This is a genomic window from Bradyrhizobium manausense (genome assembly GCF_018131105.1).
GTDB classification, from domain to species: Bacteria; Pseudomonadota; Alphaproteobacteria; order Rhizobiales; family Xanthobacteraceae; genus Bradyrhizobium; species Bradyrhizobium manausense_B.
Map to the genome: position 1 here is coordinate 4,188,005 of NZ_JAFCJI010000001.1, position 13,936 is coordinate 4,201,940.

Annotated in this window: 13 protein-coding genes; 9 read left to right on the forward strand and 4 right to left on the reverse strand. The window is 64.2% G+C overall.

Annotated features, from left to right (window positions below; genetic code table 11):
• Positions 1–65: 65 nt before the first annotated feature.
• On the forward strand, positions 66–845 hold the full coding sequence (locus JQ631_RS20035; protein ID WP_212328379.1) for a DUF1223 domain-containing protein: 780 nt from the start codon (positions 66–68) through the stop codon (positions 843–845).
• A 560-nt stretch (positions 846–1,405) separates the two neighbouring features.
• Positions 1,406–1,777 carry a DUF2794 domain-containing protein gene (locus tag JQ631_RS20040; RefSeq protein WP_212328380.1) on the forward strand — a complete coding sequence of 124 codons (372 nt, stop codon included), beginning with the start codon at positions 1,406–1,408 and terminating at the stop codon, positions 1,775–1,777.
• 128 nt (positions 1,778–1,905) lie between these two features.
• Here JQ631_RS20040 and JQ631_RS20045 read toward each other — a convergent pair whose 3' ends face one another.
• From JQ631_RS20045 to JQ631_RS20060, 4 genes are all read right to left on the reverse strand, one after another.
• Positions 1,906–2,436: a GNAT family N-acetyltransferase gene (locus tag JQ631_RS20045; RefSeq protein WP_212328381.1), complete on the reverse strand. Its 531-nt coding sequence runs from the start codon at positions 2,434–2,436 to the stop codon at positions 1,906–1,908.
• Positions 2,437–2,664: 228 nt separating this feature from the next.
• The gene (locus JQ631_RS20050; RefSeq protein WP_187437545.1) at positions 2,665–3,456 is read right to left on the reverse strand and encodes a Bax inhibitor-1/YccA family protein; all 792 of its coding nucleotides are present in this window, start codon (positions 3,454–3,456) and stop codon (positions 2,665–2,667) included.
• Positions 3,457–3,740: 284 nt separating this feature from the next.
• On the reverse strand, positions 3,741–6,311 hold the full coding sequence (locus tag JQ631_RS20055; RefSeq protein WP_212328382.1) for an ABC transporter permease: 2,571 nt from the start codon (positions 6,309–6,311) through the stop codon (positions 3,741–3,743).
• Positions 6,308–7,030: an ABC transporter ATP-binding protein gene (locus JQ631_RS20060; RefSeq protein ID WP_212328383.1), complete on the reverse strand. Its 723-nt coding sequence runs from the start codon at positions 7,028–7,030 to the stop codon at positions 6,308–6,310. The genes JQ631_RS20055 and JQ631_RS20060 overlap by 4 nt, the downstream gene beginning before the upstream one ends.
• A gap of 55 nt (positions 7,031–7,085) precedes the next feature.
• Between JQ631_RS20060 and JQ631_RS20065 the strand changes: the two genes are divergently transcribed.
• The 7 genes from JQ631_RS20065 to sucD all read left to right on the forward strand — a co-directional run bounded on the left by JQ631_RS20065 (position 7,086) and on the right by sucD (position 13,815).
• Entirely contained in the window at positions 7,086–7,721 is a 636-nt protein-coding gene (locus tag JQ631_RS20065) for an arylesterase (RefSeq protein ID WP_212328659.1), read from the forward strand.
• Between the two features lie 174 nt (positions 7,722–7,895).
• Positions 7,896–8,432, forward strand: coding sequence for an RNA 2',3'-cyclic phosphodiesterase (thpR, locus tag JQ631_RS20070; RefSeq protein WP_212328384.1), 537 nt, complete (start codon positions 7,896–7,898; stop codon positions 8,430–8,432).
• Between the two features lie 187 nt (positions 8,433–8,619).
• On the forward strand, positions 8,620–9,807 hold the full coding sequence (zapE, locus tag JQ631_RS20075) for a cell division protein ZapE (RefSeq protein ID WP_212328385.1): 1,188 nt from the start codon (positions 8,620–8,622) through the stop codon (positions 9,805–9,807).
• A gap of 230 nt (positions 9,808–10,037) precedes the next feature.
• Positions 10,038–11,006: a malate dehydrogenase gene (gene mdh, locus JQ631_RS20080; RefSeq protein ID WP_094972741.1), complete on the forward strand. Its 969-nt coding sequence runs from the start codon at positions 10,038–10,040 to the stop codon at positions 11,004–11,006.
• A gap of 209 nt (positions 11,007–11,215) precedes the next feature.
• Positions 11,216–12,412 (forward strand): ADP-forming succinate--CoA ligase subunit beta, encoded by a 1,197-nt coding sequence (gene sucC, locus JQ631_RS20085; protein ID WP_212328386.1) that lies wholly within the window; start codon positions 11,216–11,218, stop codon positions 12,410–12,412.
• Between the two features lie 4 nt (positions 12,413–12,416).
• Positions 12,417–12,896: a DUF1579 family protein gene (locus JQ631_RS20090; RefSeq protein WP_212328388.1), complete on the forward strand. Its 480-nt coding sequence runs from the start codon at positions 12,417–12,419 to the stop codon at positions 12,894–12,896.
• A 34-nt stretch (positions 12,897–12,930) separates the two neighbouring features.
• Complete coding sequence (gene sucD, locus JQ631_RS20095) at positions 12,931–13,815, forward strand: succinate--CoA ligase subunit alpha (protein WP_212328389.1); 885 nt, start codon at positions 12,931–12,933, stop codon at positions 13,813–13,815.
• The last annotated feature ends 121 nt before the right edge of the window (positions 13,816–13,936 follow it).

A 13,936-nucleotide genomic window follows, 5' to 3' on the forward strand; every position in this document is an offset into this window, starting at 1 on the left:
GTAAGACTACGGTGACCATCAGGCGATAAGATCCCCCTCACGAGCTACCATGTGTGACGTTCGACATGACTGGAATGATCGCTTCTAATTTCGCTTCGCGCTGGTCCGGTGCATTCTGGTCGGGAGCACTCGGCATCTGCGCGATCGTCGCCGTCATCCGTCCGGCCGAGGCCGATCCCCGCGCCGTGGTCGAACTCTTCACGTCCCAGGGCTGCTCCTCCTGCCCGCCCGCCGACAAGGTCATCGGCGACCTCGCCAAGGATCCCTCGATCATCGCGCTGAGCATGCCGATCGATTATTGGGATTATCTTGGCTGGAAGGACACGCTGGCGGATTCACGTTTCTCGGCGCGGCAGCGCGCCTATTCACGCATGCGCGGTGATCGCGAGGTCTATACGCCGCAGGTCGTGGTCAATGGCGCCGCGCATGTCATCGGCAGCGACCGCGCTGGCATTGAAAGCGCCATCGGCAAGACCGACCTTGGCACCGGCGTGATGAGCGTGCCGGTGACGATGTCGCTGGCGGGCAAGCAGATCAACGTGTCGGTCGCTGCGAGCAAGGAGCCGACGGTCTCGCATGGCGAGGTCTGGATCTGCTCGATCGCGAAATCGGTGCCGATCGAGATCGGCCGCGGCGAGAACCGCGGACAGCAGATCACCTACCACAATGTCGTGCGCAATCTGCTTAAGGTCGGCGACTGGAACGGACATCCCGAAAGCTGGACCGTGCCGCTCGAGAATCTGACGTCACGCGATGGCGTCGACGGTGCGGTGGTCTATGTCCAGGACGGCAGCCGCGACAAGCCCGGCCCGATGCTGGGCGCGGCATACACGTCGCTGCACTGAAGCGCGCTTGGATCGTCTCGGCAATTGATTGCTCGTCATTCCGGCGCGCCTCCTGGCGCGAGCCCGGAATCCATTTCTCAATGTGAAAAATTGGATTGATGGATTCCGGGCTCGCGCTTCGCGCGCCCCGGAATGACAGCGAGTCGAAAACGTCCCGCCATAAACAAAAAAGGACCAACTCGCGTTGGCCCTCCTTGTAGCGCGTACAGACCCGATCCTGTCCGACCCCGGGGGGCTGGGGGCTGAGGAATCCGGAACCGAAAGGACCGGGTCAACGCACATAAGCCTTTTCGCAGTGCAGGGCGGCAGGCGATGGGCGGAAAAGCGGCGATCCTGTGATTCCTGCTAACGATCCCGTGACGGTTTGCCGCTGTGAAGCTCCACCGTTGCGTGTGTCATGATTCGCAACCCGTCGGCGAGTTGAATCACGATCCCCAAGAGGCCCTTCAGAGCCCCTTGCGGTGGGGAACAGTTGGCGCAATCATGCCATTGTCATGATCCGCGGCTCCGGGGACGGTCTTCGCGGACGTGGGTCATGCTGATGCGACAGGAGGCGCTCCATGAATTTGACGTCGGAGGATGCCGATCCGAGCGAGCAGCGCGCGGCGGCGCGCCCCGCCGCTGCGAATGCCCAACCGAACCGGGTGACCTTCAACCGGCTCGAGCTGAACCGAATTCTCAATCTCTACGGCCGCATGGTCGCCGATGGTGAATGGCGCGACTATGCCATCGACTTCCTGAAGGACCGTGCGGTGTTCTCGGTCTATCGCCGCGCCTCGGAAGTGCCGATCTATCGCATCGAGAAAGACCCGCGGCTCGCGCGCAAGCAGGGCATGTACAGCGTGATATCGGCGACCGGCCTGATCCTGCGCCGCGGCCATGAACTCGACCGCGTGCTGCTGGTGATCGATCGGAAGCTGGCGGTGGTGTAGCGGCACGCGCGGTGCCGCAGGGTGGGCAAAGCGAAGCGTGCCCACGTGCTCGCAGATGAATGAGAGATCGTGGGCACGGCGCTGCGCGCCTTTGCTCACCCTGCGACGCCGGTGATGTGGCGAAGAAGCTACTTCTCCGGCACCGTCTTCGCGCCCTCGCCGAGGTCGCGCTGCATCATCACCGTATCCAGCCAGCGGCCAAATTTCAGGCCGACATTCGGATGCGTACCGATCATCTTGAAGCCGCCCCGGGTATGCACGCCGATCGAGCCGGCATTGGCGGAATCGCCGATGACCGCGATCATCTGGCGGAACCCGCGCGCCTCGCATGCGGTGATCAGCTTCTCCAGCAGCAGAGAGCCGATGCCGCGGCGATGGAAGCTTGGGTCCAGATAGATCGAGTTCTCGACCGTGAAGCGATAGGCTGGGCGCGGCCGGTAGGCGCCGGCATAGGCGTAGCCGGCGATGCGGCCGTCGAGCGTGGCGACGAAATAGGGATAGCCGCCGTCGACCAGCGCGCGGTAGCGGCGCGTCATCTCGGCCAGATCGGGCGGATCGATCTCGAATGTCGCCGTGCCCTCGCGGACGGCCTGCTGGTAGATGGCGGTGATGGCGGGAAGGTCGGCCTCGGTGGTGGGCCTGATTTCGGGTGCGGACATGCGGCGAGATTAGAGGCTTCGCAGGACGGCTGGAAGAGGCAACGCGGCTTCCACACACCCCGTCATTGCGAGGAGCTCTTGCGACGAAGCAATCCAGGAATGCATCTGTGAAGGCAGTCTGGATTGCGTCGCTGCGCTCGCAATGTCGGCGGTTAGGGAAACACCCGGCCCCAAACAAAAACCCCGGCCTCGCGGCCGGGGTTCGTGTCCGTTCTCTCGTCCTGGCGCTTAGTCGCGCTGGCCGAGCAGCTGCAGCAGCAGCGTGAACAGGTTGATGAAGTTCAAGTACAGCGACAGCGCACCGGAAATCGCCGCACGCTCGGCGATGTCACCGCCGGCTGACGCGTAGCCGTAGATGTAGTCGTTCTTCAGCCGCTGCGTATCCCAGGCGGTGAGGCCCGCGAACACGAGAACGCCGACCACGGACACCACGAACTGCAGCACCGAGCTGGCCAGGAACAGGTTCACCAGGCTCGCGATGATGATGCCGATCAGGCCCATGAACAGGAACGAGCCCATGCCGCTCATGTCACGCTTGGTGGTGTAGCCGTAGAGGCTCAGCGCGCCGAAGGTTGCCGCGGTGATGAAGAACACCCGCACGATCGAGGTGTGCGTATACACCAGGAAGATCGAGGACAGCGAAATGCCCATCAGCGCCGAGAACACCCAGAACAGGATCTGGGCGGTCGAGGGTGCCAGGCGGTTGATGCCGGCCGAGATCACGAACACCATGGCGAGCGGCGCCAGCATGAACAGATATTTCAGCGGGCTCACGAACATCGCGTAGCCGAACGGCGTCAGGAACAGCTTGCCGACGCGGACGGCTTCCGGCGTCGGCACGTCAGTCACGGCAGCCATGTAGACACCGAGCGCGGCCAGACCGGTGATGGCGAGGCCGATGCTCATGTAATTGTAGATGCGCAGCATATAGGCGCGCAGGCCGGCGTCGACCGTCGCGGCGTCAACACGCCCGGCGGCCCTACCGAAAGGAGAAGCGTAATTGCGGTCTAGGTCCGACATGGTCGAATTCCCGTTGGTTGGTCCGGTCCGGTACGAGGGTCGCCGTGCCGCCGGTTCGTCAAATTCTATCTCGGATACCGATGTCTGCCGACATTAATTCTGGCTAACAATTCGGAGCTCCGAACCCATCCGATATGTGGGAAACTAACACATCCGCTGCAACCGTCCACGCGCGGCTGAATGTCGCCCTCCGCATGCGTTCCTGACGCGAACCTGACAAGCGGGCGTGGTTAATCGCAGAAATCGTGCGATTTCGGTCCCGCACCGCCATCCGCTACCTTTTGTCACAAATTCCGCAACACCGTGGCGGGCTTTTTGTTCAACGCCAGCAGCGTGCCGGCGAGCCCGAGCCCGACCGTGACGATCAGGGCAGCCGCGACCACGCCGGCCGCGCTGCCGGCCTGCCAGACGAAGGTCAGCGTCATCAGCCGCGTCACGATCATCCACGCCGCGACGCTGCCGGCGATTACGCCGAACACCGCGGTGGCAAGGCCGATCAGGAGATATTCGAGCGCATAGGCGCCGAGCAGCCGCAGCCGCGTGGCTCCAAGCGTCTTGAGGATCACCGCATCATAGACCCGGTGGCGATGACCGGCGGCGAGCGCACCGCCCAGCACCAGGATCGCCGAGATCAGTGTCACGGCGCTGGCACCGCGGATCGCGAGCGCGAGGTTGGTCACGACCGCGCCGACCGTCTCCATCACCTCGCGCACGCGCACGCTCGTCACCATTGGGTAAGCGTCGGCGACCTGCTTGATGATCTTGCCGTCGCCGCTCGCATCGCCGCCGGCTTCGGTCAGCGTCGCGATGTGGGTGTGCGGCGCGCCCTTGAAGGCGTTCGGCGAGAACACCAGCACGAAATTGATGCCGAGCCCCTGCCAGTCGATGGTCCTGAGATTGCCGATCTTCGCGGGAATGTCGCGGCCGAGCACGTTGACCACCACCTCGTCGCCGAGCTTGAGGCCGAGGCCGTCGGCGATCTTCTTCTCCATCGAGACCAGCGGCGGGCCGGAATAGTCGGCGCCCCACCATTCGCCCGCGACCACCTTGGAGCCCTTCGGCAGCTCGCCGGTATAGGTCAGGCCGCGGTCGCTCTGCAGCACCCATTCGGAATCGGTCGTGGGCTTGAGGTCCTCGGCGCGGACGCCGCGGGCGCCGACGATGCGGCCGCGTAGCATCGGCACGTCCTCGACCTTCGCACCCGGCGCAACCTGGCGCAGATAGCCGTCGAACTCGGCGGCCTGCGCGCTCGGAATGTCGATGAAGTAGAACGCCGGCGCATGATCGGGAAGTGCTGCGAGGAACTGACGGCGCAGATTGCCGTCGATCTGGGTGATGGTGACGAGCACGGCGAGGCCGAGGCCGAGCGACAGCACGACCGACGGCGTCAGCGCGCCCGGCCGGTGGATGTTGGCGATCGCCAGCCGCAGCATGGTGAAACGCGTGCGCGGCAGCCGGCGCGCGATCGCCATCAGCACGGCTGCGACGCCGCGCAGCACCGCGAACACGACGACGGAGGAGACCACGAACACCGCGGCAATGCGCTTGTCGAACGACAGTCCGATCACCACGGCAACCAGCAGCGCGACGACGATCGCCATGAATACGAGATAGCTCCAGCGCGGCCGGTGCCATTCGGCGGTGATGGTGTCGCGGAACAGTGCGGCCACCGGCACGTCATGCACGCGTCCGAGCGGCCACAGGCCGAAGGCGAGCGCGGTCAACAGGCCGTAGAGGAAGGACAGCGCGAGCTCGTCGGCATGCACGGCCGGCACCACCGGCAGCGGCAGCAGCTTTCCGAACAGGCCGACAATGGCAAACGGCATCACCGCGCCGAGTGCCAGCCCGATCACCGAGCCGATCGCGGCGAGCAGGACGACTTGCGCGAGATAGATGCCGAACACGTCGCGCCCGGTGGCGCCGACGGCCTTGAACGCTGCGATCACCTCGAGCCTGCGGTCGATATGGCTCTTGACGGCATTGGCGACGCCGACGCCGCCGACCAGTAGCGCGGCAAGGCCGACAAGGGTGAGGAACTGGGTGAAGCGGCTGATGTTGCGCTCGAGCTGCGGCGAGGCATTGGAGCGGCTGCGCACCTCCCAACCGGCCTGCGGCGCGGCGTTGCGCGCATCCGCGATGAAGGCCTCGGTGGCGCGCTCGCTGTTGGCGGTATCCGGCAGCTTCACGCGATACACCCAGCGCACCAGGCTGCCGGGCTGGATCAATCCGGTAGCACGCAGGCCGGCCTCGCTGATCAGGAAACGCGGACCAAAACCAATGCCGCCGGCGAGCTTGTCGGGCTCGGCTTCGACGCTGCTGCGGATCTGAAAGGTTGCGGAGCCGATGGTGACACGGTCGCCTGTTTTCAGCGACAGCCGCGCCAGCAGTGTCGGATCGGCCGCGGCGCCGAACGCGCCGTCGCGCTCCGCGAGCAGGTCAGACAGCGGCAGCGGCGGGGCCAGCGTCAACTGTCCAAGCATCGGGTAGGTGCCGTCGACCGCCTTCATCTCGACCAGCGCCAGCTTGCCATCGGCCGAGCGCGCCATGCCGCGCAAGGTCGCGGCCACGGAGACGGTGCCGCGCGAACGCAGGAAGGCGACTTCTTCCGGTTTGGCTTCACGCTGGAACAGCACGAACGACACGTCGCCGCCGAGCAGCGTGCGACCCTCGCGGGCGAGACCATCGCTCAGGCTTGCCGACACCGAGCCGACGCCTGATATCGCCATCACGCCGAGCGCGATGCAGGCGATGAAGACGTAGAAGCCGCGCAGGCCCCCGCGCAATTCACGCATGGCATAACGCAGCGACAGCGCGACGCCGTTCGGCTTCGCAAACGATTCGACTGTGACGCTCATGCGTTGGTCGTCTGCGTGTCGATGCGCCCGGAGCGCAGGCGGATCACGCGATCGCAGCGCTGCGCGAGCGAGGAATCGTGCGTCACCAGCACCAGCGTCATGCCGCGCTCGGCATGCTTGGTGAAGAGCAGGTCGACGATCTGCTTGCCGGTCGCCTCGTCGAGATTGCCGGTCGGCTCGTCCGCGACGAGGATCGCGGGATCGGGCGCCAGCGCGCGCGCGAGCGCGACGCGCTGCTGCTCGCCGCCGGAAAGCTGCGTCGGATAATGATGCAGGCGATCGCCGAGCCCGACCGATTGCAGCTCCTCGGCCGCGCGCTTGCCGGCATCGGGATTGCCGGCGAGTTCGAGCGGCACGGCGACGTTCTCCAGCGCCGTCATCGTCGGGATCAGATGAAAGGACTGAAAGACGATGCCGACCTGGCGGCCGCGGAAGCGGGCCAGCGCGTCCTCGTCGAGGGCATTGAAAGGCGTGCCCGACACCACCACCTCTCCGCTATCAGGACGCTCCAGCCCCGCCATCACCATCAGCAGCGTGGATTTGCCCGAGCCTGACGGGCCGATCAGGCCGATCGTCTCCCCCGAGCCGACGCGCAAGCTGATATCCTTGAGGATGTGAACGCGTGCCGCCCCCGTGCCCAATGACAGATTGACGTTGGAGATGGCGATGGTGTCCGGCGCGGCGCCGACGAGTGAAGAGGGAGAGATACGAGTGTCCATGGTCCGGTCATATGGCAACTCCGTACGCGCGGTCGAGAGGCGTTGCGGATTGTTCATGCACATAGCCGTGTTGATGCTCGCTTTGATGACGATTTCCCATCCGGCCTGGGCGGACGCGACAAAGCCGATCAAGCTTGTCGTTCTCGGCGATTCCCTGAGCGCCGGTCTTGGCCTCCCGGCCCCGGACGCGTTTCCCGCGAAACTTCAAAAAGCCTTGCAAGCCAAGGGCATAGCGGTCGACATGACCAACGCCGGCGTCTCGGGCGACACCGCGTCCGGCGGACGCGACCGCCTCGACTGGTCGGTGGCCGATGGAACCGACGGTGTGATCGTCGAGCTCGGTGCCAACGACGCGATGCGCGGTATCGACCCCGACTTGACGCGGGCGGCGTTGACCGACATCGTTCAGCGTCTCAAGGCGCGCAAGATCGCCGTGATGCTGTGTGGCATGCTGGCGCCGCCGAATTTCGGCGCAGACTATGGCGCGCGCTTCAATTCGATTTATCCGGATCTGGCGAAGCAGTTCGACGTGCCGCTCTATCCGTTCTTCCTCGACGGCGTCGCCGCCGACGCGAAGCTCAACCAGGCGGACGGTATTCATCCGACCGCAGCAGGCGTCGACATCATCGTCGACAAGATGCTGCCCACGGTGGAGGTATTCGTGCGCACCATCGGCGAGCAACGCCGTTGAAAAGCAGGCAACGCTAACCCTAATACCCGGGGATTTCCCGGTGTAGCCTCGGCGACTCTTCGCAGAGTCACACAACTGCGATAGGAATCAGAGTACAGATGATTCGTCGCCGGCTCTAAAATTTGGATATGATCCTCCCCAGGGATCATGCCCAAGCATCGGGAGTGCGAAACGATGCCGCGTTTGTTTACTGGCTTGGAAATCCCGGCAGAGGTCTGCCAGACACTTTCCAATTTGCGAGGTGGCCTTCCGGGCGCCCGCTGGATCGATCCCGAAAATTATCACGTCACCCTGCGCTTCATCGGCGACATCGATGGCATGTCTGCCAACGAGATCGCATCGATGTTGTTTCGCGTCGACCGCAAGCCGTTCGAGGTGAAGGTGCAGGGGTTGACGAGCTTCGGCGGCCGCAAGCCGCGCGCGGTGGTCGCTACCATCGCACCGAGCAAGCCGCTGATGGAATTGCAGGCCGAGCTCGAACGCATGATGCAGCGGATCGGTCTCGATCCGGAGGGACGCAAATTCATCCCGCATGTCACGCTGGCCCGATTGCACGACGCCTCCGACCGCGATGTCGCCGACTATCTCTCGATCCGCGGCTACTTCCCGAGCAAGGCCTTCATGGCGGAGCGGTTCGTGTTGTTCTCGTCGCGGGCATCGACCGGCGGCGGCCCGTATGTCGTCGAGGACGCCTACGAGTTGTGTGAGTAGGTCTCGTGCCCCGGACGCAGTGCGCCACGAAGTGGTGCACTGCCGAGCCGGGGCTCAACTTTCAGCGTTCGATGTACGAAACAGTGGGTCCCGGCTCTGCGCACAGCGCGTGCGGGACACGGATCCGCATACCCCGTCCACCAATTGACGGCTTGCAATTTCCGCCGGTCTCTGGCGGTAAAGAGTGATGCTCTCCACCCAAGATTCCTCCTTCAGCGAAGCGTATCAGGCCCAGATCTCCTCCGGTGCGATCGAACCGGATGCCGCGCAAGCCGACGTCGCCGAGGCCTATGCCGCGCTCGACTTGCGGCTCGCGAACTACAAGCCGCAGCGCAAGCAGGGCCTGCTGGCCCGCCTGTTCAGCGGCGGCGACAAGGATGAGGCGCCGCGCGGGCTCTACATCCACGGCGAAGTCGGCCGCGGCAAGACCATGCTGATGGATCTGTTCTTCCAGCACTCCGCCGTCGAGCACAAGCGCCGTGCGCATTTCCACGAATTCATGGCCGACGTGCATGAGCGCATCTACGACTATCGCCAGAGCATCGCGCGCGGCGAGACCGCTGACGGCGACGTCATCGCGCTGACCGCGCATGCGATCTTCGAAGAAAGCTGGCTGCTCTGCTTCGACGAATTCCACGTCACCGATATCGCCGATGCAATGATCCTCGGGCGCCTGTTCGCAAAGCTGTTCGAACTCGGCACCGTCGTGGTCGCGACCTCCAACGTTGCGCCCGACGATCTCTACAAGGGCGGTCTGAACCGCGCGCTGTTCCTGCCCTTCATCAAGCAGATCACCGACCACATGGACGTCTCGCGGCTCGATGCGCGCACCGACTTCCGTCTGGAGAAGCTGCAGGGCGTGCCGATGTGGCTGACGCCTGCAGATGGCGACGCCGACGCTGCGCTCAACAAGGCGTGGGTGAAGATGACCGGCAATGCCAAGTGCAAGTCGCGCGACATCTTGATCAAGGGCCGCACCCTGCACGTGCCGTGCTCGGCCCACGGCGTGGCGCGCTTCGCCTTTGCCGATCTCTGCGAGAAGCCGCTCGGCGCGTCCGACTATCTCAGGCTGGCGCACGACTACCACACCATCCTGGTTGACCATATTCCAGTGATGGACTTCGCCCAGCGCAACGCCGCCAAGCGCTTCATCACGCTGATCGACACGCTCTATGACAATGCCGTGAAGCTGATGGCCTCGGCCGATGCCAATCCGATCTCGCTCTACCTCGCCCACGAGGGCAACGAGGCCATGGAGTTCAAGCGGACCTCGTCGCGCCTGATCGAGATGAGTTCGGAATCCTATCTGGCGCTGGCTCACGGCCGCAAGGATTCCACCGCCAGCGGCTCAACCAAGGGCCTGGTCGAGACTTAAGTCCTATTTGTCAGCGCTGTCATTCCGGGCCGCCCGTCTTGGCTGGCAAGCTCGGATTTAGCTGCGTGACTTTCGGGTTAATGCCTGCGCGCGGGCGGGAATGACAGGGTTGCGCTTGTATACGCGGCGAGCCCGACAATTGGGCATTCACCGACTTGAACGGGGCAAGCGAAAGGGATAACCACCCTCTCAGTTTTCCCCTCCTTAACGTGTCTAAAGGACAGGTTCACATGGCGCGCGACAAGATTGCTTTGATTGGCTCCGGCCAGATCGGCGGAACGCTGGCTCACCTCATCGGCCTGAAAGAACTGGGCGACGTCGTGATGTTCGACATTGCCGAGGGCGTGCCGCAGGGCAAGGCGCTCGATATCGCGCAGTCCTCGCCGGTCGACGGCTTTGACGCGCATTACACCGGCGCCAATTCCTATGAGGCGCTCGACAACGCCAAGGTCTGCATCGTCACCGCAGGCGTGCCGCGCAAGCCCGGCATGAGCCGCGATGACCTCCTCTCCATCAACCTCAAGGTCATGGAGCAGGTTGGCGCGGGCATCAAGAAGTATGCCCCCGACGCGTTCGTCATCTGCATCACCAACCCGCTCGACGCCATGGTCTGGGCGCTGCAGAAGGCCTCAGGCCTGCCGCACAAGAAGGTCGTCGGCATGGCCGGCGTGCTGGATTCGTCGCGCTTCCGCTACTTCCTGGCCGACGAGTTCAACGTCTCCGTCGAAGACGTCACCGCCTTCGTGCTCGGCGGCCATGGCGACACCATGGTGCCGCTGGTGAAGTACTCCACCGTCGCCGGCATCCCGCTGCCCGACCTCGTCAAGATGGGCTGGACCTCGCAGGCGCGCCTCGACGAGATCGTCGACCGCACCCGCAATGGCGGCGCCGAGATCGTCAATCTGCTCAAGACCGGCTCGGCCTTCTATGCGCCGGCCGCGTCGGCCATCGCGATGGCCGAGAGCTATCTGCGTGACAAGAAGCGCGTGCTGCCCTCGGCCGCGTACCTCAACGGCGAATACGGCGTGAAGGACATGTATGTCGGCGTGCCCGTCGTGATCGGCTCCAAGGGCGTCGAACGCGTCGTCGAGATCGAACTCGCCGGCAAGGACCGCGAGGCCTTCGACAAGTCGGTCGGCGCAGTGCAGGGCCTGGTAGACGCCTGCAAGAAGATCGCACCCGATCTTCTCGGCCGCTAAGCGCGAGAATTCCCGCCGAAGATCGAAACCCGGTCTTCGGCGGTTTCATTTCCGGACCCCGGCTGCACCACTCGACGGTGGCGGGTTCCGGATCCGAGATTCCGATGTCAAAGAATCCGGGTTGCAGTTCCTGTGGTATATGGTATGCCAGCCACAAGACTGAGGTGGGCCCCTAGGGGTCTCCGCCCGCGGGTTCAGGGAGCGACCATATGAATATTCATGAGTACCAGGCCAAAATCCTCCTGAGCGAGTTCGGCGTTCCGATCTCCGCGGGCAAGCCGGTGCTGAACCCGTCCGAGGCCGAGGCTGCCGCCAAGGCGCTGCCCGGTCCGGTCTATGTGGTGAAGAGCCAGATCCACGCCGGCGGCCGCGGCAAGGGCAAGTTCAAGGAAGCCTCCGCCGGCGACAAGGGCGGTGTCCGCATCGCCAAGTCGGTCGCTGAAGTGACCGAGTTCGTGAAGCAGATGCACGGCGCCACGCTGGTGACCATCCAGACCGGCCCGGCCGGCAAGCAGGTCAACCGCCTCTACATCGAGGACGGCTCCGACATCGACAAGGAATTCTACCTCTCGATCCTGGTCGACCGCGAGACCTCGCGCGTCTCCTTCGTCGTCTCGACCGAAGGCGGCGTCAACATCGAGGACGTCGCACACAACAATCCCGAGAAGATCGTGACCTTCTCCATCGATCCCGCGACCGGCATCATGGGCCATCACGGCCGCACCGTCGCGAACGCGCTGAAACTCTCCGGGGATCTCGCCAAGCAGGCGGAAAAGCTCACCGCGCAGCTCTATGCGGCCTTCGTCGCCAAGGACATGGCCATGCTGGAGATCAACCCGCTGGTCGTGACCAAGCAGGGTCAGCTCCGCGTGCTCGACGCCAAGGTATCGTTCGACGACAACGCGCTGTTCCGTCATCCCGAGGTGCTCGCGCTGCGCGACGAGACCGAGGAAGACGCCAAGGAAATCGAGGCGTCCAAGTACGACCTCAACTACGTCACCCTCGACGGCAATATCGGCTGCATGGTCAACGGCGCCGGTCTCGCCATGGCGACGATGGACATCATCAAGCTCTACGGCATGGCGCCGGCGAACTTCCTCGACGTCGGCGGCAGCGCCAGCAAGGAGAAGGTCGCGGCCGCGTTCAAGATCATCACCGCGGATCCCAACGTGAAGGGCATCCTGGTCAACATCTTCGGTGGTATCATGAAGTGCGACGTGATCGCCGAGGGCGTCACCGCCGCCGTGCGCGAGGTCGGCCTCAGCGTGCCGCTGGTGGTTCGTCTCGAAGGCACCAATGTCGAGCTCGGCAAGAAGATCATCCGTGAATCCGGTCTGAACGTGGTGCCGGCCGACAATCTCGACGACGCCGCGCAGAAGATCGTGAAGGCCGTCAAGGGAGGCTAAGGCCATGGCCCAGGACCATCTCTCCGCATCGTCCCCGCTCGCCGAGCACATGCGCCTGTCGGCGTTCGCCGGCGAATGGAATGGTGAAGAGATGGTCTTTCCGTCGCGCTGGACCGAAGGCGGCCCGGCGACCTCGCGCACCGTCGCGCGCATGGACCTCAATGGCTTCTATCTGATCCAGGACTCGGTCCAGATGCGTGAGGGCAAGCAGGCCTTCGCCACTCACGGCCTCTTCACCTACGATCGTGACGACCGGACCTACAAATTGTTCTGGTACGATTCACTCGGCTACACGCCGCCCTCGCCCGCCTCCGGCGGGTGGGTCGGCAAGACCCTGACGCTGGTGCGCGGCTCGCTCCGCGGCAATGCGCGCCACGTCTACGAGATCATCGACGACGATTCCTACTCGTTGAAGATCCAGTTCTCGCCGGACGCGGAAGGCTGGGCTGACGTGCTCACCGGCGTCTACCGCCGCATCCACTGACCTCTCACTCGTTAGTTTCGCGAAAGCAGACCTCATGTCCATCCTGATCGACAAGAACACCAAGGTCATCTGCCAGGGCTTCACCGGCAAGAACGGCACCTTCCATTCCGAAGCCGCGATTGCCTACGGCACCAAGATGGTCGGCGGCACCTCGCCCGGCAAAGGCGGTTCGACCCATCTGAACCTGCCGGTGTTCGACACCGTGCGCGACGCGCGCGAGAAGACCGGCGCGGATGCGTCGGTGATCTACGTGCCGCCGCCGGGCGCGGCGGATGCGATCTGCGAAGCCATCGACGCCGAGATCCCGCTGATCGTCTGCATCACCGAGGGCATTCCGGTCATCGACATGGTGCGCGTGAAGCGCTCGCTGGCCGGCTCCAAGTCGCGCCTGATCGGGCCGAACTGCCCGGGCGTCATGACCGCCGGCGAGTGCAAGATCGGCATCATGCCCGCCAACATCTTCAAGACCGGCTCGGTCGGCATCGTCTCCCGTTCGGGCACGCTGACCTATGAAGCCGTGTTCCAGACCTCCCAGGAAGGCCTCGGCCAGACCACCGCGGTCGGCATCGGCGGCGACCCGGTCAAGGGCACCGAATTCATCGACGTCCTGGAAATGCTCCTGGCCGACCCCAAGACCGAGTCGATCATCATGATCGGCGAGATTGGCGGTTCCGCCGAGGAAGACGCCGCCCAGTTCCTCAAGGACGAGGCCAAGCGCGGCCGCAAGAAGCCGATGGTCGGTTTCATCGCCGGTGTCACGGCCCCTCCCGGCCGCCGCATGGGCCACGCCGGCGCGATCATCTCGGGCGGCAAGGGCGACGCCGGTTCCAAGACCGATGCGATGAAATCCGCAGGGATTACAGTGTCGCCGTCGCCGGCCCGCCTCGGCCATACGCTTGCCGAAAAATTGAAAGGCTAATTCATTCCTTCGTGCTTTTCCGGGCGAAGTTTCGCAGCAAATAGGATAAATGGTGCCTGTCGCGTCGAGCCTCTGCCGGGGAGCTCGACGCCAGCGCCGTTTGTTATGCGCGAACCGAAAT